At 67.3% G+C, this 22,035-nt stretch carries 18 protein-coding genes and 1 riboswitch; of the genes, 6 read left to right on the top strand and 12 right to left on the bottom strand.

Going from position 1 to position 22,035, the window contains the following annotated elements:
- Positions 1-166: 166 nt before the first annotated feature.
- The gene (ribB, locus tag ACZK4H_RS03005; protein WP_099553571.1) at positions 167-1,267 is read right to left on the bottom strand and encodes a 3,4-dihydroxy-2-butanone-4-phosphate synthase; all 1,101 of its coding nucleotides are present in this window, start codon (positions 1,265-1,267) and stop codon (positions 167-169) included.
- Positions 1,264-1,890 carry a riboflavin synthase gene (locus ACZK4H_RS03000; protein ID WP_099553694.1) on the bottom strand — a complete coding sequence of 209 codons (627 nt, stop codon included), beginning with the start codon at positions 1,888-1,890 and terminating at the stop codon, positions 1,264-1,266. Before ACZK4H_RS03000 ends, ribB begins: the two co-directional genes overlap by 4 nt.
- Before the next feature lie 74 nt (positions 1,891-1,964).
- Positions 1,965-2,110, bottom strand: a riboswitch (FMN riboswitch).
- 187 nt (positions 2,111-2,297) lie between these two features.
- On the opposite strand from ACZK4H_RS03000, the gene ACZK4H_RS02995 reads away from it, so the two are divergent.
- The 4 genes from ACZK4H_RS02995 (at position 2,298) to ACZK4H_RS02980 (ending at position 6,107) form a co-directional block, all read left to right on the top strand.
- On the top strand, positions 2,298-2,918 hold the full coding sequence (locus ACZK4H_RS02995) for an outer membrane beta-barrel protein (protein WP_099553569.1): 621 nt from the start codon (positions 2,298-2,300) through the stop codon (positions 2,916-2,918).
- A gap of 152 nt (positions 2,919-3,070) precedes the next feature.
- Positions 3,071-3,955: a hypothetical protein gene (locus tag ACZK4H_RS02990; RefSeq protein ID WP_099553567.1), complete on the top strand. Its 885-nt coding sequence runs from the start codon at positions 3,071-3,073 to the stop codon at positions 3,953-3,955.
- Between the two features lie 127 nt (positions 3,956-4,082).
- Positions 4,083-4,976, top strand: coding sequence for a hypothetical protein (locus tag ACZK4H_RS02985; protein WP_143567679.1), 894 nt, complete (start codon positions 4,083-4,085; stop codon positions 4,974-4,976).
- A gap of 435 nt (positions 4,977-5,411) precedes the next feature.
- On the top strand, positions 5,412-6,107 hold the full coding sequence (locus ACZK4H_RS02980; RefSeq protein ID WP_143567677.1) for a hypothetical protein: 696 nt from the start codon (positions 5,412-5,414) through the stop codon (positions 6,105-6,107).
- Between the two features lie 39 nt (positions 6,108-6,146).
- On the opposite strand, the gene ribD is transcribed toward ACZK4H_RS02980, so the two are convergent.
- From ribD to ACZK4H_RS02945, 7 genes are all read right to left on the bottom strand, one after another.
- Complete coding sequence (gene ribD, locus ACZK4H_RS02975; RefSeq protein WP_099553561.1) at positions 6,147-7,232, bottom strand: bifunctional diaminohydroxyphosphoribosylaminopyrimidine deaminase/5-amino-6-(5-phosphoribosylamino)uracil reductase RibD; 1,086 nt, start codon at positions 7,230-7,232, stop codon at positions 6,147-6,149.
- Positions 7,233-7,310: 78 nt separating this feature from the next.
- On the bottom strand, positions 7,311-7,832 hold the full coding sequence (gene nrdR / locus ACZK4H_RS02970) for a transcriptional regulator NrdR (RefSeq protein ID WP_004143350.1): 522 nt from the start codon (positions 7,830-7,832) through the stop codon (positions 7,311-7,313).
- Between the two features lie 150 nt (positions 7,833-7,982).
- A complete protein-coding gene (locus ACZK4H_RS02965) occupies positions 7,983-8,432 on the bottom strand; it encodes a hypothetical protein (protein WP_099553692.1) in 450 nt (149 codons plus the stop codon).
- 27 nt (positions 8,433-8,459) lie between these two features.
- The gene (locus tag ACZK4H_RS02960) at positions 8,460-8,876 is read right to left on the bottom strand and encodes a hypothetical protein (RefSeq protein ID WP_099553559.1); all 417 of its coding nucleotides are present in this window, start codon (positions 8,874-8,876) and stop codon (positions 8,460-8,462) included.
- Between the two features lie 6 nt (positions 8,877-8,882).
- The gene (locus tag ACZK4H_RS02955; RefSeq protein WP_099553557.1) at positions 8,883-9,356 is read right to left on the bottom strand and encodes a hypothetical protein; all 474 of its coding nucleotides are present in this window, start codon (positions 9,354-9,356) and stop codon (positions 8,883-8,885) included.
- A 66-nt stretch (positions 9,357-9,422) separates the two neighbouring features.
- Positions 9,423-10,676 (bottom strand): serine hydroxymethyltransferase, encoded by a 1,254-nt coding sequence (gene glyA, locus ACZK4H_RS02950; RefSeq protein ID WP_099553554.1) that lies wholly within the window; start codon positions 10,674-10,676, stop codon positions 9,423-9,425.
- 141 nt (positions 10,677-10,817) lie between these two features.
- On the bottom strand, positions 10,818-11,294 hold the full coding sequence (locus ACZK4H_RS02945) for an RcnB family protein (RefSeq protein WP_099553552.1): 477 nt from the start codon (positions 11,292-11,294) through the stop codon (positions 10,818-10,820).
- 253 nt (positions 11,295-11,547) lie between these two features.
- Between ACZK4H_RS02945 and ettA the strand changes: the two genes are divergently transcribed.
- Entirely contained in the window at positions 11,548-13,212 is a 1,665-nt protein-coding gene (ettA, locus tag ACZK4H_RS02940) for an energy-dependent translational throttle protein EttA (RefSeq protein ID WP_005412220.1), read from the top strand.
- Positions 13,213-13,356: 144 nt separating this feature from the next.
- Positions 13,357-14,673: an NCS2 family permease gene (locus ACZK4H_RS02935; protein WP_099553550.1), complete on the top strand. Its 1,317-nt coding sequence runs from the start codon at positions 13,357-13,359 to the stop codon at positions 14,671-14,673.
- 86 nt (positions 14,674-14,759) lie between these two features.
- Here ACZK4H_RS02935 and bcsZ read toward each other — a convergent pair whose 3' ends face one another.
- From bcsZ to bcsB, 3 genes are read right to left on the bottom strand one after another with little or no spacing between them, the layout of a single operon-like run.
- Positions 14,760-15,893: a cellulose synthase complex periplasmic endoglucanase BcsZ gene (gene bcsZ, locus ACZK4H_RS02930; RefSeq protein WP_099553548.1), complete on the bottom strand. Its 1,134-nt coding sequence runs from the start codon at positions 15,891-15,893 to the stop codon at positions 14,760-14,762.
- A complete protein-coding gene (gene bcsC, locus ACZK4H_RS02925) occupies positions 15,877-19,458 on the bottom strand; it encodes a cellulose synthase complex outer membrane protein BcsC (protein ID WP_099553546.1) in 3,582 nt (1,193 codons plus the stop codon). The genes bcsZ and bcsC overlap by 17 nt, the downstream gene beginning before the upstream one ends.
- Positions 19,458-21,821 (bottom strand): cellulose biosynthesis cyclic di-GMP-binding regulatory protein BcsB, encoded by a 2,364-nt coding sequence (bcsB, locus tag ACZK4H_RS02920; RefSeq protein ID WP_241896748.1) that lies wholly within the window; start codon positions 21,819-21,821, stop codon positions 19,458-19,460. Before bcsB ends, bcsC begins: the two co-directional genes overlap by 1 nt.
- Positions 21,822-22,035 lie beyond the last annotated feature (214 nt).

The following is a 22,035-nucleotide window of genomic DNA, read 5'->3' as shown; positions in this document are numbered from 1 at the left end:
TCGATAAGGGGGTAATTCTAGCGTGGATGGGCCCCGGCCGTGATCGGCGGGGCCCAGGGCGTGCCGACCAAGGGTCGGCACCCACCGTTGGCGGAGGTGTGGTAATGCCGGCCGCTGGCCGGCAATCCCGGGGATGCGGTTGCCGGCCAGCGGCCGGCACTACCCATTACAGGGTCACCGTCTCCACCACTTCCAGGCCATAGCCGGCCAGGCCGATCTGGCGGCGCGGGGTGCCCAGCACGCGCAGCTTGCCCAGGCCCAGGTCGGACAGGATCTGCGCACCGGCACCGTTGCGGCGCCACTGGCTCACATCCTTGTCCTTGCCCGGCACCACCGGCGCCGGCTGCTGGCGCAGGCGGGCCAGCAGAGACTCACCATCGCGCGGGGCCTGCAGCACCACCATCACGCCGGCGCCTTCGGCATCGATTGCGCGCAGGGCATCGGTGGCGGCCACGCCGAAGTCGTCACGGCGCCAGTGCAGCAGGTCTGCCAGTGGGTTTTCCACCTGCACGCGCACCAGGGTCGGGGTTTCCGCATCCGGGGTGCCGCGGACCAGGGCGAAATGCAGGTCGTGGGCGATGCGGTCGCGGTAGGTGACCAGCTTGAACGGGCCGAATTCGGTATCGATCTCGCGCTCGTCCACGCGCTCGACGGTCTTTTCGGTGGCCAGGCGGTAGGCGATCAGATCGGCGATGGAGCCCATCTTCAGGCCGTGCTCGCGGGCGAACACTTCCAGCTCCGGGCGGCGCGCCATGCTGCCATCCGGGTTCAGGATCTCCACCAGCACGCCGGCCGGTTCCAGCCCGGCCAGCATGGCCATGTCCACGGCGGCTTCAGTGTGGCCGGCGCGGGTCAGCACGCCGCCCGGCTGGGCAATCAGCGGGAAGATGTGGCCCGGCTGGTGCAGGTCCGACGGCTTGGCATTGGGCTTCACCGCGGTGCGGATGGTGTGGGCGCGGTCATGCGCCGAAATGCCGGTGGTGACGCCCTCGGCGGCCTCGATGCTGACCGTGAAGTTGGTCTGGAACTGGGCGGTATTGGCCTGCACCATCGGCGCCAGGCCGAGATCGGCGGCGCGGGTACGGTTCAGCGGCAGGCACACCAGGCCCCGGCCATGGGTGACCATGAAATTGATGTCACTGGCCTTGACCAGCTCGGCGGCCATGATCAGGTCGCCTTCGTTCTCGCGGTCCTCGTCATCGACGATGACCACCATGCGGCCCTGGCGGATGTCTTCCAGGATTTCCGGAATCGGGGCGAAATTCATGCGACATCTCCCTGTGGGTGCTGACCGTTGGTCGGCACACTGATCAGCCGCTCCACATAACGGGCGACCAGATCGATTTCAAGGTTGACCGCGCTGCCCACGCCGGTGGCGGAGAACGCAGTGTTGGCGACGGTGTGCGGAATGAGGGCGACTTCGAAGCCTTCATCGTCCACTTCGTTGACGGTGAGGCTGACGCCATCCACGCAGATCGAGCCCTTCCTGGCGATGTAGCGGCGCAGCGAGGCCGGTGCGGCGAAACGCCAGCGCTGGGCGCGCGCATCTTCGTGGATGGACAGCACCTGGCCGAGGCCGTCGACGTGGCCGCTGACCAGATGACCGCCAAGGCGGTCGGTCGGGCGCATGGCGCGCTCCAGGTTGATGACCGCGCCCTCGCCCAGCTGGCCCAGCGTGGTCAGGCCCAGGGTCTCGGTGGAGGCATCGGCCTGGAAGCTGCTGGCGTCGAATGCGATGACGGTGAGGCAGACGCCGTTGATGGCGATGCTCTCGCCCATCTGCACGTTGTCGAACGGCAGATTCCCGACGTTGAAGGTGAAGCGGACATCGCCGCCGATGGGTTCGCGTGCGGCCAGACGGCCGACGCCTTCGATGATTCCAGTAAACAAGTAACGTTCTCCGCGGAATGTGAGCGAAAAACGCCGCAAGGCAAACAGGCGCACACAGGGCATGAGCCCTGTGGCACCGTCTTCTTTCATCCGGACTATGACCGTCGGCTCCGGCATTGGACCGGATCTGCTGACCCCCGGCCGTGGGCCGGGGCGCTCGCGGGCTCGTGCTTGCGCACCTACCGCCGGTGGGGAATTGCACCCCGCCCTGAAGACGTTTGTGTACCGGCGAACCGGCGTGGCCAGTGTACCAGCCCGGGCTGAACGGGGTCGGATGCCACAGCTGTGACGGCCGTCGCTCGCAATTTGTAAAACTTTCATTAAAATTCTGCCCCGGACGACATGAGGTCGCCACGGGCAGCCCACTGGGCAGGCCCGCCAAAGGACTGAAACTCACAGGAATTCCCATGCGCAAGATGCTGATCGTGGCCGCCCTGCTGGCCGCCGCCCCGTTCTCGGCTTCGGCCGACGCCCTGAGCTACACCTACGTTGAAGGCGGCTGGACGCAGGTCAAGGTTGACGACAACGCACTGGACGACCCCAAGGTCGACGGCGGCTACCTGCGTGGCTCGGTGGCCATCGCCGAACAGGTCTACGTGTTCGGTGGCTGGTCGCGCACCAGCAAGACCCGCCATTACGGCGAAGATTCGCTGAAGCTGGAGCTGAACCAGCCGGAGCTGGGCATTGGCTACCACATGCCGTGGAGCGACCGCGTGGACTTCACCGCCGATGCCGCCTGGGTGCGCCAGAACGCCGAATCGACCCTGCGCTATGACGGCGTGCGTTACCACGGCAAGGACCACACCAATCTGGGCCGCATCACCATGGGTATCCGCGGCAAGCCGTCGCGCATGACCGAAGCCTGGGCCAAGGCCGGCTACATGGATGGCGGCAACAACTTCAAGGGCACCTGGGTCGGCACCGTCGGCGGCCAGGTCAACTTCACCCGGACCTGGGGCCTGGTGGGCGAGATCTCCGGCTACCGCGACGTCACCCAGTACTCGGTCGGCGTGCGCGCCAGCTTCTGATCCAACGATCGCTCCTCGTCGTGCGATCGAACGGGCCCCGCAAGGGGCCCGTTTTTTTGGCCGGAGTAAACCGCCATGTGACCTCGGGCCGCCATCGAAAGTACCGCTGGATGCGCTAGGCTTGCGCGCCTCTGGAACAGGAAAACACCGTCATGAAGACCTTCACCCGTACCCTGCTGGCCAGCGCCCTGCTGTGCGCCCCGCTGATGGCCGGCGCTGCATCGGCCCAACTGCCCCCCGAGCAGGCCTTCGACCTGTACGCGCGTACCCTGCTGGAAGACGACGCTGCTGCTACCCGCACGCTCAACGACGCGCTGAAACCCGCCTTTGAAGGCCAGGACGCGGTGACACCGACCCCGGGCGCGCTGGCCAAGGCATTGGCCGAACCCTGGCAGACCGTACTTGCCAGCACCGGTGCCCAGGCCGACGCAGCGGCCACCGAAGCGCTGTATGCCAAGGCGCTGCGTGATTCGAAGTGCCGCGCGACCAAGAGCGTGATCGAAGACAACGAATACGTTGAAGACCAGAAGCTGGCGCGCATCAGTTTCAGCTGCCAGGTGCCCGACCTGGGCAAGGTGCGCCCGCTGTTCGCCGCCAGCCTGGCCGCCGATGCCAGCCCGGCCGCGCGCAAGCAGTTCACCGATGCCTACACCCAGGCACTGCAGAGTGGCGCGCGCGTGCCGGTCAGCGGCACCTTCACCCTGTACCCGGCCAAGGACAACGGCTACTGGTACAGCGGAAACTTCGATGACCTGGTGGGCACCGTGGCCGGCGCGCTGGCACCGTTCGAAGACTGGATGCAGGACGCGCAGGCGGCCAACGCGCCGAAGGTAACCGGCGTACCGGGCTGCGACCTGTTGCTGCAGCAGCACCGCAGCTGCGTGGCGAAGATCGCACCGGACCAGATCGGCGGCGTGGACGCGATGGCCGAGGAACTGAAGGCCAAGGCCCAGGTGAAGTCGGCCGACGAGATGACGCAGGAGTGCAAGGCGCTGCGCCCGATCGCCGAGATGATGTGGACCGACGCGTGCGCGTAAGCTGACGCGATGGCAACGTCAGCGATGCACATCGCTGACGGCAACGGCATCGACATCTGCAATAAATTGCATGGACCGCCAAGAGCAGGGGCAGCAGTCTTTCCGCCCCTGCCTTGATGGTGCCACCATGCGCCGCTACGCCCTGTGCTTTCTCATTGTTCTGGCCATGCCCCTGCGCCTGGCAGCAGCGCGGGAGCCGACGCCCGAGCAGACGTTCGATCTCCTGATCAAGGCAATGTACGAGAACGACACCGGCGCCGTGCAGGCGCTGGGCGGGCCGCCAGCCGATGCGGACACCGACACGTTCACGCTGCCAGGCCTGTTGGTCACACGCCTGGAGAGCCTCAAGCGGAACACCGGCCCAGACGCTGCCGACGCTTCGGCACACCAGACCTGGGCGTCAGACGTTGTGGCCGGCTCCCGATGTAGGGCCGAGCGCAGCGAGATCTGGCACGACGTGATTGCCGGCACGCGGGTGGCCGATGTCCACTTCACCTGCCGCGTGGGTGACGTGGAGCGCCTCCGCCCCTTGTCTGATGCCGCCCTGTTCGGCGGAACCGATCAAGGCCAGGAACGACTCTGGAAGGCGTACATGACGATATTGCGCGATGGCCCCTACCGCACCATCAGCGGCTCCACCCGGCTTGTATCTTCTGCAGTCGATCACGGCTGGCAAAGCGCACAGGATGGATACCGGGGTGAACGACTGCGTTACGGCCGCATCGAACGCGATGTGGGAGAGGTGCTGATTGAAGCGCTGATCATGCAACTTCGTGACCAGTCCAACGAGACCATGCGCACCGCCATCATGCACGCCACCGGCCTGGACGAATGCGACAACCTTGTCGATCGGCATCGTCGCTGCATGGCCCGCATCGCGCCGCAGGAACTGGCCGGCGCCCACGAACTGGCCCGGGCACTGAGCACAAAGCACAAGGAGGTTTCCGAGACCGAGCTGGTACAGCAGTGCATAGCCCTTCGCCCCAGAGTGGAGGCATTGTGGAACCGGGATTGCAGATGAGCAGCCCCCGGCATCTGTCACCTGACAGGCTTTCGGATGTTCTGCATGGCAGCCGGAGTTGAATCGTTGCATGCTCTGCTGCGGTCCACGCGCGGACCCGTTCGTGCGGCCGCGTCATTTCCTGATACTGACGTTGACACCCCTGGCCCCCGGACTTCACGCTCAACTGGCGTCCGCAACCGACCCTGCCTCGGAAAAGATCGTGATCGCCAACGTCCGGCTGCTCTCGCCATGGACGAGGACCAGCTTGTCGACTACCGCAACATCCCCGTCGCATCCTTCGTGCACCGGCAGCTCGAGCGCCGTCAGCACCAATAGAAGGCAAATGCGAGATTCACTCCCACCGCGGCGCGATGTCGGAGCCGCCATCGAAGCGTGGCTCTTCAGAGTGCCCGTTCAGTCCCTGCATTGTGAAGAGGCACCGGAAGGGTGGCAATGATGATTTCAAGGGCAACGGCTCGCTGGACGACAACACGGATGCAGGTCGCATCACTTATCCTGAGCGTCATATCTTGCGGTGCTTCGGGCGCATCATTGTCACCCGAACAGGAGTACACCCTCCAAGCACACGTGCTCCTGCAGGATGATGCCGAAGCCCGGCAGGTGCTCAGGACGCAGCATGGACACGCCGAGCCCTCCCAGGCCATCGACTGGCAGCCCATCATCGAAGATGTGCCTGCATGGCTTTCGCGCCAAGCCTTCCCCACGCCTGCAGTGACTACTACCGTGACCTTTGCGGAAGCATTGGCCGCCCGCCTCACCAGGGTTCGCTGTACTGCGCTGGACTTCACCCCATTGGGATCACCGGAAATCGGCCTGTACCGTCTGGTGTGCCAGCTTCCGGACATCGAGCCGCTGCGGAGCGACTATCTGGCGATGCATGCGGCCCCGGACAGTGAGCGGCTGGCGCGCGTCGATGCATTCTTCCTGCGCTGGGCGTCGCTGCTTCGCAATGCGCCGGACGTGGCGCGCTGCACTCCGGTGATCAGCAGGTACCAGGCGCGGTCCGGATCTGAACACGCCCAGCGCGCGCAGCAGTTGTACCAGACCATTCTGGGGCGACTGCTTCCATTCGATTCGTGGTTGGGTGCACCTCTGTCGGAAGGCGCCGAAGAGACCTGCGATCCCTGATGGCTTCCGCCGGGCATGGCCCGGCACGACCGGATTCGACTACCGGCGCAGCAGCAACCGCAGGTCATCCCCCACCTGGCGCTGGTCGACCACGCGCAGGCGGCGCTGCTGGTCCATCGCCTCGATGCCAAGGCCGGCCAGCAGCGGACGACCGCTGTCGCCCAGCAGCGTGGGCGCCTGATACAGCAGCAGTTCGTCCACCCAGCCGCCGCGCAGCAGCGCGCCCGCCAGGGTGGCGCCGGCTTCGGTATGCACTTCGTTGATGCCACGCTCGGCCAGCAGCGCCAGCACCGCGCCCAGGTCCAGCCGCCCATCAATGCAGGGCACGCTGGCGAATTCGGCGTCGGCCGCATCCGGGGCGCTCACCGCTGCATCGTGCAGGTACAGCGTCGGTGCCCCGCCCTCGCGCACGCGGCTGCATTCAAGCGAACGCAGGCGCGAATCGAGCACGACGCGCAGCGGCGGCATCACCTCGGTGTCGGCCAGGCGCACGGTCAGCATCGGGTCGTCGGCCAGCACGGTATCGGCGCCGGTCAGGATCGCGCCCGCACGCGCGCGCCAATGCTGCACATCTTCGCGCGCGGCTGGACCGGTGATCCACTTGGAGCTGCCATCGGCCATCGCGGTACGGCCATCGAGGCTGGCGGCCAGCTTCACCCGCAGCCACGGGCGGTTGCGCTCCACACGCGACAGGAAGCCCTTGTTGATCTCGCGCGCCTGTGTCGCCATCAGTCCTTCGGCGACCTCGATGCCGGCGTTGCGCAGCAGATCGAAGCCGCCGCCATCGACCTTCGGGAACGGATCGCGCATCGCGGCAACCACGCGCGACACGCCCGCCTCGATCAGTGCCAGCGCACACGGTGGCGTGCGACCGTAGTGTGCGCAGGGTTCCAGCGTGACATAGGCGGTGGCACCGCGGGCCTCGTTGCCGGCCTCGCGCAGCGCGAACACTTCGGCGTGCGGTCCACCGGCACGCTGGTGCCAGCCCTGCCCGACCACACGTTCGCCATGGGCGATGACACAGCCGACCATCGGGTTCGGGCGGGTGGTGTAGGCAGCACGCTCGGCCAGGCGCAGCGCGCTGGCCATGTGCAGGTGGTCGAGGACGGAGAACGGGGTGCTCATGCGGCCATGGTAACGCCGCCGGTGTTGATCCATGCCATCAGTGCCAACCAAGGTTGGCACCCACCAGGGCAGAGGTGGTCAGCCCTTCTTCTTCTTGGTCAGGGCAATCACGTCGCCCAGCAGCTGCAGCTGTTCGGTACTGGACGGCAGGTCGCGTTCCAGCTTCTCGATCTCCTCGCGGAAATCGGCAACGTCCTCGAAGCTGCGGTACACCGATGCGAAGCGCACATAGCCCACATGATCGAGCTTGCGCAGTTCGTTCATCACGAACTCGCCGACCTTGATCGAGGGCACTTCGCGCTCGCCGCTGATGCGCAGCTGGTGAACCACCGCGCGCACCGCTGCTTCGATCTTGTCTTCGGCCACCGCACGCTTCTGCAGCGCGCGGTCGAAGCCAGCGCGGACCTTGCGCTGGTCGAACGCCTCGCGGGTGCCATCGCTCTTGACGATGGCCGGCAGCTTCAATTCAACCGTTTCCATGGTGCTGAAGCGCTCGCCGCAAGCCTCGCACTCACGCCGACGACGGATCGTCGCGCCGTCTTCAGAGACGCGCGAGTCGATGACCCGGGTATCGGCATGTTGGCAGAAGGGGCAATGCATGGAACGCCTGGCTCAGGGGGCAACCTAAATGCCACGGTCATGGCGGCGTCGCAAAGGTACCTGAGAAAGGCCCCCGCAGCAAATGCTGTCTGCGCGGAAGTGCCTGCATTTCAGCCGAACAGAGCCCTCAGCGTGGCCAGGGCTGTGCGCTCAACCGGGTGCCGGCGGCGCCGCGGCCGCGCGTGCCCAACGCAACCACACCAGATGCCCTGCCATCACCAGCAACGGCGGGCCAAGCCCGAGGAAGCCCAGCGTCGTTATCTCACCATGCTTGAAGGTGAAATACAGCGTGGCGGCGACCACGCCCAGCGCGGCGAGGGTCCCCAGCAGCAGCCCAATCCAAGCGACAAGCGGGGATTGGCGCAGACCATCGCGGCCGCGCCACAGGAAGAGCCCGGTCAGCCACATCCATGACAACAGACCGAGAAGTCCGGCCAACGACCACAGCGCGATCACCGTAGACTCGTTGCCGGCCAGGTACTTGCCGTCCACCACGTATATCAGGCCCAGCACCGCCACGGTGCCTCCTGCCGCCGCGGTGGGCAGGCCTACCAGCAGGCCTGCTATCCCCATCCATCGTTTGTGCTGCTGCTCATCCATGCGTTCCATTCCCTTTGATTGGCCGCGTCAGGCGCGGCGCTTGAGCCACACCAGCATGGCGGCCGGTACCAGCATCGACGGCCCCAGCAGCAATAGTTCCAACGCGGCGCCCCCCTGCTGGAAGCCGAACCATGCGGTCATCCAGAGAACCGGCAGCGCGGCCAGCCCACCGGCCAGCAGCAGCCACCACCAGATCGCGCGCACCTGCAGGCCGGCCCGGCCCTGCAGCAGGTAGCCGGCGCTGATCCACAGCCAGGCCAGGCAACCCGCCACGCCGGCCAGGCCCCACAGCAGTGGCACCAGATCGGGGGAGCGGTTGCCGCCGAAGGATTGCAGGCCAACAACCAGGAACATCACCGCGACCGCGCCGCCCATCGCCAGGCTGGGCAGGCCGAGCAGTACCGCCAACGCGGCGTACAGGTATTTGAGGCGACGCTCATCCATGCGCGGTTACTCCGATACCCGTGCTCGCACGGGCGGCACATCCACGGCATCGGCACGCGCACGCAGGAGCATCAGCATGCCGGTGGGCACCAGCAGCGACGGCCCAGCGAAGAGACCGCTCACCACCGCCGGGCCCAGCCCGGAGAAGGTATATATCGCCAATCCCAGCAACGGCAGGCCCGCCAGCACGCCCATGCCCAGCAACCACCACCAGCGTGGCGAGGCCGTGCGCAGGCCCTGCAGTCCATCACGCAACCAGATGACGCTGAGCGCGGCCCAGGCCACCAGGCCGGCAAGCGCGGCCGTTCCCCAGACACACATGACGGCAGCGAACCACAGCTTGTCAGCATCCAGCGAGACCAGGCCGATCACCCCCATGACCAGGGCGATGCAGGCGCCGACGCCGCCCATGAAAAGGCTGGGCAGGCCGAACAGCACGGCCAGCACGGCGTACACATATTTGAGGCGGCGCTCATCCATGCGCGAACACTCCGGTGCTGGGGTCAGAGCCCTTCCCTGCGGGAAGGGATCCGACCCCTGTTTCGATCAGCCGTAGACCGGGTACTTGCGGCACTGCGCGCTGACGGCGTCGCGCACGCGGGCGATGACAGCGTCGTCGTTCGGTGCATCAAGCACGTCGGCGATCCAGTTGGCCAGGTTCACGCAGTCCTGTTCGACGTAGCCACGGGTGGTCACCGCCGGGGTGCCCAGGCGCAGGCCCGAGGTCACGAACGGCGAACGCGGGTCGTTCGGCACCGAGTTCTTGTTGACGGTGATGTGGGCCTTGCCCAGCGCGGCCTCCGCGTCCTTGCCGGACACGTCCTTGCCGATCATGTCGACCAGCATCAGGTGATTCTGGGTGCCGCCGGAGACGATCTTGTAGCCGCGCGCGATCAGCGTGTTGGCCATCGCCTGGGCGTTCTTCACCACCTGCTGCTGGTAGGCCTTGAAGCCCGGTTCCAGTGCTTCCTTGAAGGCCACGGCCTTGCCGGCGATGACGTGCATCAGCGGACCGCCCTGGATGCCCGGGAACACGATCGACTGCAGCTTCTTGACCAGGTCTTCGTCGGCGCCCTTGGCGACGATGATGCCGCCACGCGGGCCGCGCAGGGTCTTGTGGGTGGTCGAGGTGACCACATGCGCGTGCTCCAGCGGGCTCGGGTAGACGCCAGCGGCGACCAGGCCAGCAACGTGGGCCATGTCGACGAACAGGTACGCACCGACCTTGTCAGCGATTGCGCGGAAGCGCGCCCAGTCGATCACCTGGGAGTAGGCCGAGAAGCCAGCCACGACCATCTTCGGCTTGTGCTCCAGGGCCAGGCGCTCGACTTCGTCGTAATCGATCAGGCCCTGGTCGTTCACACCGTACTGCACGGCGTTGAACAGCTTGCCCGAGGCGTTCACCTTGGCGCCGTGGGTGAGGTGGCCGCCGTGGGCCAGGCTCATGCCGAGGATGGTGTCACCCGGCTGCAGCAGGGCGAAGTACACGGCCTGATTGGCCTGCGAGCCGCTGTGCGGCTGCACGTTGGCATAGTCCGCACCGAACAGCTGCTTCAGGCGGTCGATCGCCAGCTGCTCGGCGATGTCGACGTATTCGCAGCCGCCGTAGTAGCGCTTGCCCGGGTAGCCTTCGGCGTACTTGTTGGTCAGCTGGCTGCCCTGGGCTTCCATCACCGCCGGGCTGGTGTAGTTCTCGCTGGCGATCAGCTCGACGTGGTCTTCCTGGCGCTGGGTCTCAGCGGCGATGGCCTTGGCCAGTTCGGGATCGTAGGATTCGATGCGGACGTCACGCGGGAACATCGGGTACTCCAGCAGGCAGGGAAAAGGGGTACGGCTCAGCCCCCGATTGTAGCCCCGCACCGCGCCACTGGGGCCGAAATGGACGGGGCCGGCATCCCCGAAGGAATCCGGCCCCGTATGGTTTCGATTGGCGTTGCGGGGTCAGCGCCCGCTGAGCACGTACTGGGCGATCACGCCGGTAGCGATGGCCACCAGCAGCATGTTGCCGCGGTCATCGCGGATCCAGTGGTGCCCGTACGGCGGACGGCGCAGGTGGTAGCGCGGGTAGTCATTCACCACGTAGACCGGGCCACGGTAGTAATCGCGGTAGGGCGAACCGACCCGCCAACCGTAGCCGCCATAGCGCGGCGGCGGCGGTGCCGGGCGATAGACCACACGCGGCGGTGCCGGGCGGTAGTAGCGGTCATGGTCGCGGTGCCAGTCGCGGCGGTCGCGTTCCCAGTCGCGCCGGGCCTCGCGGCGGTCGCGCTCCCAGTCACGGCGATCCTGGCGCCACTCACGGCGGTCCTCCCGCCACTCACGGCGGTCACGGTGGTCGTTGTCGGCGAATGCCGGGGCCACGGCGCCCAGCGCCAGCACAGAGGCCACGGCGCCGGCCATTACTCGATTGATGCGCATGTCAGACCTCTGCTCGGGTGGGTGGTGAACCCATATTGCGCACCCGATCTGAACCGTTTCCGGCTGGAAACGCTTCCCGCTGCAGGACTGTGACGAAGTATTCAGGCCACGGCCAGCCCGGGGGCCCCTCCCGGGCGCGGCCCGGAACCGGTTCCGGCTATAATTGGCGGTATTCCATTCCAGTCTGTGCCCGCTGCCGTAACGGGATGTTCCCGTGACGGGTCGGGCGCAGGGCCGCGCCTACGGAGACCGCATGTCCTCGCAATACATCTACACCATGAACCGCGTGTCCAAGGTGGTCCCGCCCAAGCGGCAGATCATCAAGGACATCTCGCTGTCCTTCTTCCCGGGCGCGAAGATCGGCCTGCTGGGCCTGAACGGCGCCGGCAAGTCCACCGTGCTGAAGATCATGGCCGGCGTGGACACCGATTTCGAGGGCGAAGCCCGCCCGCAGCCGGGCATCAAGGTCGGCTACCTGGCACAGGAACCGGAGCTGGACCCGACCAAGACCGTGCGTGAAGCGGTCGAGGAAGGCGTGGGCGAAGTGCTGCAGGCACAGGCCGCGCTGGACGCGGTGTACCTGGCCTACGCCGAGGAAGGCGCCGACTTCGACGCGCTGGCCAAGGAACAGGAGCGCCTGGAGGCGATCCTCGCCGCCGGCGATGCACACACGCTGGAAAACCAGCTGGACGTGGCCGCCGATGCGCTGCGCCTGCCGCCGTGGGATGCCGTGGTCGGCAAGCTGTCCGGTGGTGAAAAGCGCCGCGTGGCACTGTGCCGCCTGCTGCTGCAGAAGCCGGACATGCTGCTGCTCGACGAACCGACCAACCACCTCGACGCCGAGTCGGTGGAATGGCTGGAACAGTTCCTGGCGCGCTACACCGGCACCGTGGTGGCCGTTACCCACGATCGCTACTTCCTGGACAACGCCGCCGAGTGGATCCTGGAACTGGACCGCGGCCGCGGCATTCCGTGGAAGGGCAACTACACCGACTGGCTGACCCAGAAGGACGAGCGCCTGAAGCAGGAAGACAACCAGGAAAAGGCTCGCCAGAAGGCGATCCAGAAGGAACTGGAGTGGTCGCGCCAGAACGCCAAGGGCGGCCGCACCAAGGGCAAGGCCCGTCTGGCCCGCCTGGAAGAGCTGCAGTCGGTCGATTACCAGAAGCGCAACGAGACCAACGAAATCTTCATCCCGCCGGGCGAGCGCCTGGGCAATGCGGTGATGGAGTTCAAGAATGTCTCCAAGAAGTTCGGCGACCGCCTGCTGTTCGACAACCTGAGCTTCCTGGTGCCGGCCGGCGCCATCGTCGGCATCATCGGCCCGAACGGTGCCGGCAAGTCGACCCTGTTCAAGATGATCACCGGCCAGGAAAAGCCGGATACCGGCGAGATCGTGGTCGGCCCGACCGTGAAGCTGTCCTACGTGGACCAGAGCCGTGACGCGCTGGAAGGCAACCACAACGTCTTCCAGGAAATCGCTGGCGGCCTGGACATCCTCAACATCAACGGCATCGAGATCCAGTCGCGCGCCTACATCGGCCGCTTCAACTTCAAGGGCCAGGACCAGCAGAAGATGGTCGGTTCGCTGTCCGGTGGTGAGCGCGGCCGCCTGCACATGGCCAAGACCCTGCTGCAGGGTGGCAACGTGCTGCTGCTCGACGAACCGTCCAACGACCTGGACATCGAAACCCTGCGTGCGCTGGAAGATGCGCTGCTGGAGTTCCCGGGCAACACCTTCGTCATTTCGCATGACCGCTGGTTCCTGGATCGCATCGCGACCCACATCCTGGCCTTCGAAGGTGATTCGCACGTGGAGTTCTTCCAGGGCAACTACCGCGAATACGAAGAGGACAAGCGCCGCCGCATGGGCGACGACGCTGCGCCGAAGCGCCTGCGCTTCAAGGCGCTGAAATAAGAAAGAAAGAACGGCCGCGCTCTGCGCGGCCGTTCTGCATTCTGGTAGGTCACCACCGTTGGTGGTGACGGAAGGCGTACCGACCAACGATCGGTACCCACCATCAACGGTCGGTACCCACGACCAACGGGTTGAGATTTCCCCATGTCCCTGTTCGAGCGCCTGTTCCAGCTGCAGCAGCACGGCACCACCGTGCGCACCGAGCTGCTGGCCGGTGTCACCACCTTCCTGACGATGTCCTACATCGTCTTCGTCAACCCGGAAATCCTGGGGACCACAGGCATGGATGCCGGTGCGGTGTTCGTTGCCACCTGCCTGGCCGCTGCGCTGGGTTCGGCAGTGATGGCACTGGCGGCCAATTTCCCGGTGGGCATGGCGCCGGGCATGGGCCTGAACGCGTTCTTCGCCTTTACGGTGGTGGGCGCGGCCGGCCTGCCGTGGCAGCAGGCGCTGGGTGCGGTGTTCATTTCCGGCTTGGTGTTCCTGGTGCTGTCGCTGACCGGTGTGCGCGCATGGCTGGTGTCGGGCATTCCCTCATCGCTGCGCTCGGCCATCGTGGCCGGTATCGGCCTGTTCCTGGCGATCATCGCGCTGCAGAAGTCCGGCGTGATCATCGGCAATGAAGACACGCTGGTGGCACTGGGCCCGTTGAACACGGCACCGCCGCTGCTGGCCCTGGCCGGTTTCCTGCTGATCGCGGTGCTGGAAGCACGGCGCATCCGTGGTGCGATCCTGATCGGCATCCTGGCTGTGACCGGCGCGGGCTGGGCGCTGGGCGACGTGCAGTACCAGGGCCTGGTCTCGCTGCCGCCGAGCCTTGCACCCACCTTCCTGCAGCTGGACCTGCCGGGCCTGCTGCACCATGACGGCGGCGCGCCGCTGGCGGTGCTGCTGCAGGTGGTGCTGGTGTTCGTGCTGGTGGAAGTGTTCGATGCCACCGGCACCCTGTATGGCGTGGTCGGCCGCGCCGGCCTGCTGAAGCTGCCGGGCGCGCAGAAGCGCTTCGGCCGTGCGTTGCTGGCCGATAGCACCGCGATTGTTGCAGGCTCGATGCTGGGCACCAGCAGTACCACCGCCTTTGCCGAAAGCGCTTCGGGCGTGCAGGTGGGCGGCCGCACCGGCCTGACCGCGCTGGTGGTGTCGGCGCTGTTCCTGGCCGCGCTGCTGTTCTCGCCGCTGGCAGCGATGGTGCCCAGCTATGCCACCGCGCCGGCGCTGCTGTTCGTGGCCGGCCTGATGCTGCGCGAACTGGTGGAAGTGGACTGGAGCGACCTGACCGAATCGGTGCCGGCGGCGCTGTGTGCGCTGGCGATGCCGTTCACCTACTCGATTGCCAACGGCCTGGCGTTCGGCTTCATCGCCTATGCCGCGCTGAAGGCCGGTACCGGGCGCTGGCGCGAAGTGCATCCGGCGGTGTGGCTGGTGGCGGTGCTGTTTACCCTGCGCTACGCGTTGGAGTGATGCCTGGCTGAGGGTCAGAGCCCATTGCTGCGCAATGGGATCCGATCCCATCGGTAGTGCCGGGCCATGCCCGGCGGATAGCACGCTCAGCGCTTGGGCTGCAGGCGGCCGTCGGCGGCGAAACGCCATCGTCCTTCGGCCCAGCCACGACCGAACAGCGCCAGCATCTGCGAGTAATAGGCCGGTGCGTCAGCACGCTGCTGCTCCGTACTGGGCAGACTGGCCAACAATGCATCGGCACGCTCCGCTTCGCCCTGCGCGATCAGATACGGCAGCAGTGCAGCGCGGAATCCGTAGTTGCCTTCACCCTGCCCCTGGCCACTGCGGGTGTCGATCTTCTCCCACATCGGTGCACCACTGCGCAGGCGCTGCAGCGGCCCGGACAGGGCCGCCAGCTGCGCACGGAACAACGGATCGCGCGGTGCGGTCATGCCTGCCCAGGTGTAGCAGCGGATGGCATCGTAGCTGCCGACCGCGCCACGCACCGGATCGACGACGAAGCGATCGCCTTTCCACGCCGCCCAGTCCGGTGCGAACCCGTGTGGGCTGGTCTGCTGCAACAGCTGCACGCTGTTGCGCGCCAGCGCCTGCCACGGCCCGCTACGATCCTCCACTGCAAAGCGGCGCAGCAGCGGCAGTGGCAGATAGCTGGGGTTGACCCGCGTGGCGTCCCCTTCGGTGAATCCCTGTGGGCCCGGCAGCAACATCGGGCCGAGCCCGGGCAGGTCCACGATCTCGCGTGCCCGCACCTGCGCGAGCATGCCCTCGGCGATGGCCTTCAACGCGGGACGCCGCCACAGCCGCGCGCCTTCCAGCAGCGCGTAGGCCAGCCAGAGATCGGAGTCCGAGGCCGGGTTGCCGTCCAGTACCCGCCAGCTTCCCTTGTCATCCCGCCCCCACAACCAGGCGGGCAGATGCTGGCGCATGTCGCCACCGGCGAGGTTGTTCTGGGTCCAGCCCAGGATGCGGTCGAACAGCGCCTGGTCGTTGTCGGCCAGGGCGAAGAACAACGCATAGGACTGGCCTTCGGAAGTGCTGCGCTGATCGTCCTGGCTGCGATCGATCATGCGTCCGTCGCGGCTCAGGCTGCTGTCGACCAGTACCTGCCAGGCCGGCCAGCGCGCTGCGGGTGCGGCCTGCGCATGGCGCCAGCCAAGCAGCGGCAGCGTGGCGGCCGCCTGCAGCAGGCGCCGTCGCTGCAGGTCAGCGGAACTCGCCATATGGCACCAGTGGCGATACGGGCAACGGCAGGTTTCCCTGCCAGGGCTTGAAGGTGTAGCGCAGGTAGAGCTGGAACGAGTTTGGTGAGAAATCGCGGCTGCGCTGCAGGGTGCCGGCGGCGCCAAGCACGAAGTGGTCGCCCAGGCGGCGCTCGACCGCGCCGTACAGACGGTAGCCGGTGCCGGTGCTCTGGCTGTCGCCGGTATACAGGCCGGCCTCGTCCAGCCGCAGCGGGCCATACTGCGGCTCCAGCTGCTCGATCACGCGATCGATCAAGGCCTGGTCGGGGAAGCGGCTGATCGAGGACGTGCGCGCGCTGGACACGCTGACCGAGCCATCCACGCGCACCGACCACACGTCGTTGCGCCAGGCGAAGCTGACCGGCAGGCTCAGCGACGCATAGCGCTGAGGACTGTAGTAACCGCCCTGGCCCAGCGAGTAGCCGCCCAGGTCCTTCTGGTAGCGCCAGTACATCGCGGTGGTGCCCACGTCCAGCCGCATGTCGGGGCGCTGGATCAGCTTGTGATACCAGCCCACCATCGCGCGTGCGCGGGTGTTGTCGGCCACGTTGTGGCCGGTCAGCCGATGCCAGCTCCAGTTCGACCACACCCCATCACGGCCGCCCTGGTCGTAGCCGAGGCTGAAGGTCACGCCGTTGGCGGTGACGCCGCCCCAGCTGATGCCACTGCGCGGATCAACCGCGCCGGCCTGCGACAGCAGCGAATTGGTCATCGGCCGCCGCGACACCGTGGCACCCCAGCCGAAGCGCCCGAGGTCGCCATTGAGGGTGACACCGCCGAGCCAGTTGCCGACCACGTAGTTGGATGGGGTGTGGCCGATATCCAGGTTCCAGCGGTCGTCCAGGGTGCGCCAGCCGACGGCGAAGCCAGCGCCGGAGGTGCGCCGCTGATGGACGAAACGGGTGCACCCTGGTGCGCGCAGGCGGCTGTTGTCGGCCTGCAGCAGATCCAGGTCGCAGCTGCCGAAATCCTCGTCGTAGGCGCCGTTCCCGTCGGTCTGGAAGCGGCCGGCGTCGAAGCTCACCTGTTCGATGCGCGCCCAGCCCAGGCCACCGGCAAACGGTGCGTCGAGATGCGCGATGCGGGTATCACGCGACAGCCGCGAGATGCCGGGCGTGCCGTCGCTGCGGCGGCCCGTATCCTGCATCACCGTCAGGGTGGGGTTCTCCTGCTGGTACAGGGTTTCCACGTCGCTGCGCAGGCTGCGCCGCAACCAGTCGTCGCCTGCGGTCTCGCGGCTGGCCAGGGTCAGCGCGCGGTTGTCGCGCGGCGTGGCCTGGCTGGAAGCCAACAGGCCGTTGTCGGCCATCGCCTGCGCGTACATGTCCAGCGCCTGCTGTGGATCATCGCGGCGCACCAGTCGTGCCGCGTCACGCCAGGACTGTGCATCGGGCCCGGCCTTGCGCGCCAGCAGCGCGCGCAGGATCGCCAGGGCCTTCGTGTCCTCGCGCAGGTCGGTCCAGATGGTGGCGAGCTGGCGCTGCTGGCCGATCCCGGCATCGTCCACTGCCGGCGGTGCGTCGTGCATCTGGCGGCGTGCGCTGGCCAGATCGCCGGTGCCGATCCAGGCCTGTACCTGGCCCAGCTGCGCATCCACATTGTCCGGCTGTGCAACAAGCACGCGCTGGTAGTAGTGCAGTGCCTGCGCATGATCGCCGCGCAGGCGCGCCCACTCGGCCATCAGCAGATCATTGTCGGTGCTGGACGGTTGCTGCTGCAGCAGCGCGATGGCTTCGGCCTCCCTGCCCTGCGCACGCAGATCCCACAGATGATCGACCAGCTGCTGCCGCTGCAGGCGCGCCGACAGCGCGCGGATGTCGTCGTCCCACTGCGCCTGCGGCAGCCCATCGAGCACCGCCAGCGCCTGCGGCAGCCGATCGGATCCCGACAGATAGAGCGCCTGCGCGTAGCGCGCCTCGGCACTGTCGTTGTGCGTGGCCATGTCGGCCACCACCACGTCGGCCTCCTCCTGCCGGCCGGCGGCGCGCAGCTCGTTGCCGAGCGCATAGGCCAGCCATGCATCGCCCGGCAGTTCGCCGCGCAGCTGCTGTCCCAGCGTGATCGCGGTGCTTGCATCACCGGCAGCCAACGCCTGCTCGCGGCGTTCACGCAGTCGACTGATCTGCAGCTGGCGCAGGTCTTCGGCATACAACCTGCGCTGGGCGGCAGGCAACGCGTTGATGAAGGCTTCCAACCGCTGCGGGTCGGTGCGGCCGTAGAGCTGCACCAGCTTGCGGATCACGTTGGCGTCGTTGGGCGCCACCCGACGGGCAACCTGCAACTGGCGTTCCGCTGCAGCGTCATCGCCGCGGGCCACGGCCACGTCGACCAAGCCCAGTGCAGCAGTGACGTCGCGGGGCTGCTGGCGACGCGCCTGCGCATACAGTCGCTCGGCCTCGTCCAGCCGGCCGGCCGCCAGCGCCGCATCGGCCTGGTCCAGCTGCAGCCAGTAGCGGGTGCTGGCAATCAGGTCACGCCATTTATCGTTGCTGTCACCGGCCGGGGTGGCCTGGACCGCACGCTGGAAATAGTTGATGGCCTGCTCGCGGCGGCCCTGTCGCATCAGCGCCATGCCCAGCCCACCCAGCAGGTCGGGCTCGCGCGGATAGCCGCGCAGCGCCTGCAGGAAAGCGCGCTCGGCTTCTTCATTGCGGCCGGCATCGAGCAACTGCTGGCCGCGCAGGCCGGCGCGCCACGCCGGGTCGCTGACCCGCTTGTGCTGGTCGGTGTAGCGCTCGCGCACCAACGCGATGTCGGCAAACGTCGGGTTGCGGGTGATGAAGTCCTGCAGCCTGCGCACACTGCGGTCATCGGCCGGCTGATCCTTCAGGTAGGCCCACTCGGCATCCGCCGCCATGCCGCGGGCTTCCGGATTGCGCCCCATGCGCTGCAGCGCGGCCAGCGCCTCGGCATCGCGGCCGGCAGCGAACAGCATCTGCGACAGCGCCTGCAGCAATGGCACATTGCCCGGATAACTGCGGTCCAGTTCGCTCAGCGCGCGGATCGCCTGTGCACGCCCATCCGCCTGGGCGCCGCGCAGGCGCCAGTACTCCAGGCCCAGCTGCAGGCCGGGCGGATCATCGTTGAACAGGCGCCGGTAGATCGCCAGCGCTTCGGCGCTGCGACCACCGGCAGCGAACAGACGCGCCTGCTGCAGATCCTGCTGCAGGTCACCGCGATAAGCCTGCCAGAGGCGCTCGCCGGCGGCCAGTTCACGGGTACCCGTGCCGATCTCGCGCAGGCGCTTCAGGGTCGCCTCGGCATCCTGCAGCTTCTGCTGCGACAGCTGCACTTCCAGGATCGCCACCAGCGTGCCGCGATCATCCGGTGCCAGCATGCGCAGCCGCGCCAGCGCGTCTTCGATCAGGCTCTGGCGGCCGGTGGCCTCGCCAATGCGCACCTGCTGCAGCAGCCACTGGCGCTGCTCGGCGACGGTTCCGCCCGGTGTATCGGGCAAGGCCTGCGCCGCGCAGGGCCCGGCACCGGCCAGTCCCAACAGGACCAGGCCGGAAGCGGTGATCAGCGGATGCCGCGTACGTACCATCAGTGCCCCGGGTCCAGGCGCTTGGCCGCGACCCAGCGCAGCGTGCGCCACAGCAGGAAGGCGACCATCAGCACCACCACCGTGGCCAGCACCGCCAGCAGCGCCGGGTGATCGGCCAGGTGGTACCACAGCAGCAGCCACCACGGCAGCGCGCCAACGTAGTAATGATCGCCGACGAACTGGCTGTGGATGCCCGAGGTACGCAGGATCGCCACCGAACCGGCAATGGCTTCGCGCTTGCCGGTATCGCTGAGTGCATCGTCGAGCAGGCCGTAGTCGGCGGCATTGCTGGCGGCCAGCGAAACGATGCTGCGCTGCGCATGCTTCGGCGACTGCATGCCGATGATCGCGGCAAACGGTGCCTGCGCGCTCACTGCCACTTCGGTCACCGCCGGGTCGCCATCGCGGCTGCCACGGCGGGCCTGTTCCATCGCCTGCTGCGGCGACGGCGACTGGCCGTTGAGCAGGCGCGTGCGCTGGTCATCGATCAGCAGCGACAGCTGCTGGCTGCCGCGCAGTTCGGCCGGCAGGGCGCCCAGCATCAGCAGGTCCGCATCGAGCGCGCTGGCCTGCTTCCAGTCATCGGACAGGCGCAGGCCATAGGCTGGGTAGCCACTCTGCACGCCCAGCCCACCGATGAGGTTCAACAGCAGGCTGACCTGTGCTTCGCTGGCGCTGGAGGGCACCAGCACGACGGTCTCGGACAGATCGGCCATGCGGGTGAAGGGGAAACCACTGAGCGCGAATGCGGACAGGTCCGGCAGGCCCATGTAGTGATGGAAGCCGGAGAAGTCGATGGTCGAGTCTTCTTCGATCGCTGCCTGCAGGTTGGGCGGCAGCACGGTCTGGCAGTGGTCGCGTTGTGCACTGCCCATCACGCTGGCGAAGTTGAAATCGAACCGCAGCTGGTTGCGGTCGCCCAGTTTGAGCGCCGGAATCAGCAGACGCCCGTCGTCGGCACCGGCATCGCCGGCCAGCACCGGCAGGCGGATTTCCTCCAGGCCCTGCTTGCCGTTGCGACGCACCAGCGGGAAGCTGGAGATGAACTGATCGTTGATCGCCACGCCCAGCCGCGATTCATCGCTGCCGAACGGCGGCGTGTAGCGGTAGCGCAGGTTCAGCGGAATGCCCTGGTTGCGCCAGATGAACAGATCTGGCGGCAGGTTGAGGTTGACCGTGATCGGCTGCGGCGACACGCCGTTGGCGTGCAGCTGCCGCGGGTAATCGAGCAGTTCGGCCAAGCGGACGGCGCGGTCGGTACGCACCCAGTTCGGTGCGTCGTACGGCTTGCGCGGGGCCAGCGGCTTGATCTCGTCGACGCTGACCTGGCGACCACGGAACAGCACGTTGCCGGCCGCCATCGCGGCCACTGCCTTCAGCAGGTCGTCATCGTTGCGGCCCAGCACCAGCAGCAGCTTGCGCTGCGGGTCTTCCGGCAGCGACATCAGTTCGATCACCGGGCCCTTGACCGGGGCATGGTTGGCGATCACTGGCGGGAACCTGCCGTTGACCGCCAGCACCACCGCGTGGCCCTTGTCCGGCAGCGTGCCGAAGCTGACCGGGAAGCGCGCCTGGCGCCACCAGCCGGACAGGCTGCCGAAGTACGAGGACATCACCGCTGCCGCACGCTGCTGCGCCAGGCTCGGTGCGGCAGCGAACACCACCGGCAGTTCCAGCCGTGCGGTATCGCGCGGATCGAAGAACGGCAGCGGGAAGTTGGCCAGGTCGTCCTGCATCGCCAGCGGCTGGCCGCCCAGGCGCAGCGTGCTGTTGCTGGACAGGTTGACCCACAGCGAGCTGTGCGTCGGCTCTTCGCAGATGTCGGTGTAGTGGCCGACGAACTCCAGCCGGACCTGGTTGAAATCGGCGATCAGGCGCGCGTCCAGCGGCAGCTTGGCCTGCACCGGGCGGCCCAGCTGGTCGTTGCTGATCGGCACCACGCCCATCATCGCGTCGTTGAGGTAGACCCGCAGGTGCGACAGGGTCGGCAACAGCGACGGTGACGGCGTGAAGCTCAGATCCAGCTCGGCATCGCGGACCAGGCGGTCACGGCGGACCTGGAACTCTAAGGTGGTGGCGTTGCGCACCCCCGACAACAGCGTGTCCTGGCGACGCCCCAGCTGCGCGAAGGTGTTCTGCCGCTGCCAGGGCCAGGCGCTGCCCGTCCAGGTCTGCGCCAGCGCGGGCTCGGCACCGGCGGCGGGAGGGGTGGCTGGCGCGGCCGGCACGCTCGGCACCGGCGGCGCGGCAGGCGCTGTGGTGGGAGGGGCGACCGGTGCCGGAGCAGGCGCGCCGTTGCCTGACGCCACGGGCAGGGCCAGCAGGGGCAGCAGCAGCCAGCGCAGAGAGGACGGAAGGGTCATGGACGAAGCCCTGGATCAGCGGCTGGGTCAGCCGGGTGGGAAGGAAGCGGACGTTGCGGAGCAAAACTGGCCAGCCATCGCAGCAGGCGACGGTTCCAGTGTGCCGGGCGGTCAAGGTCGAACGGTGCGAAATCACCCATCCGCCGATAGCCGCGCCAGCCCAGGACCAGCACGCTCCACAGGCTGCGCGGCAGGCTCTTGGGTTGGTAACCGG

Source organism: Stenotrophomonas sp. 78350_Sma (assembly GCF_056482105.1).
The sequence above is the reverse complement of the archived record's forward strand: the minus strand, read 5'-3'. Positions and strand labels throughout refer to the sequence as shown.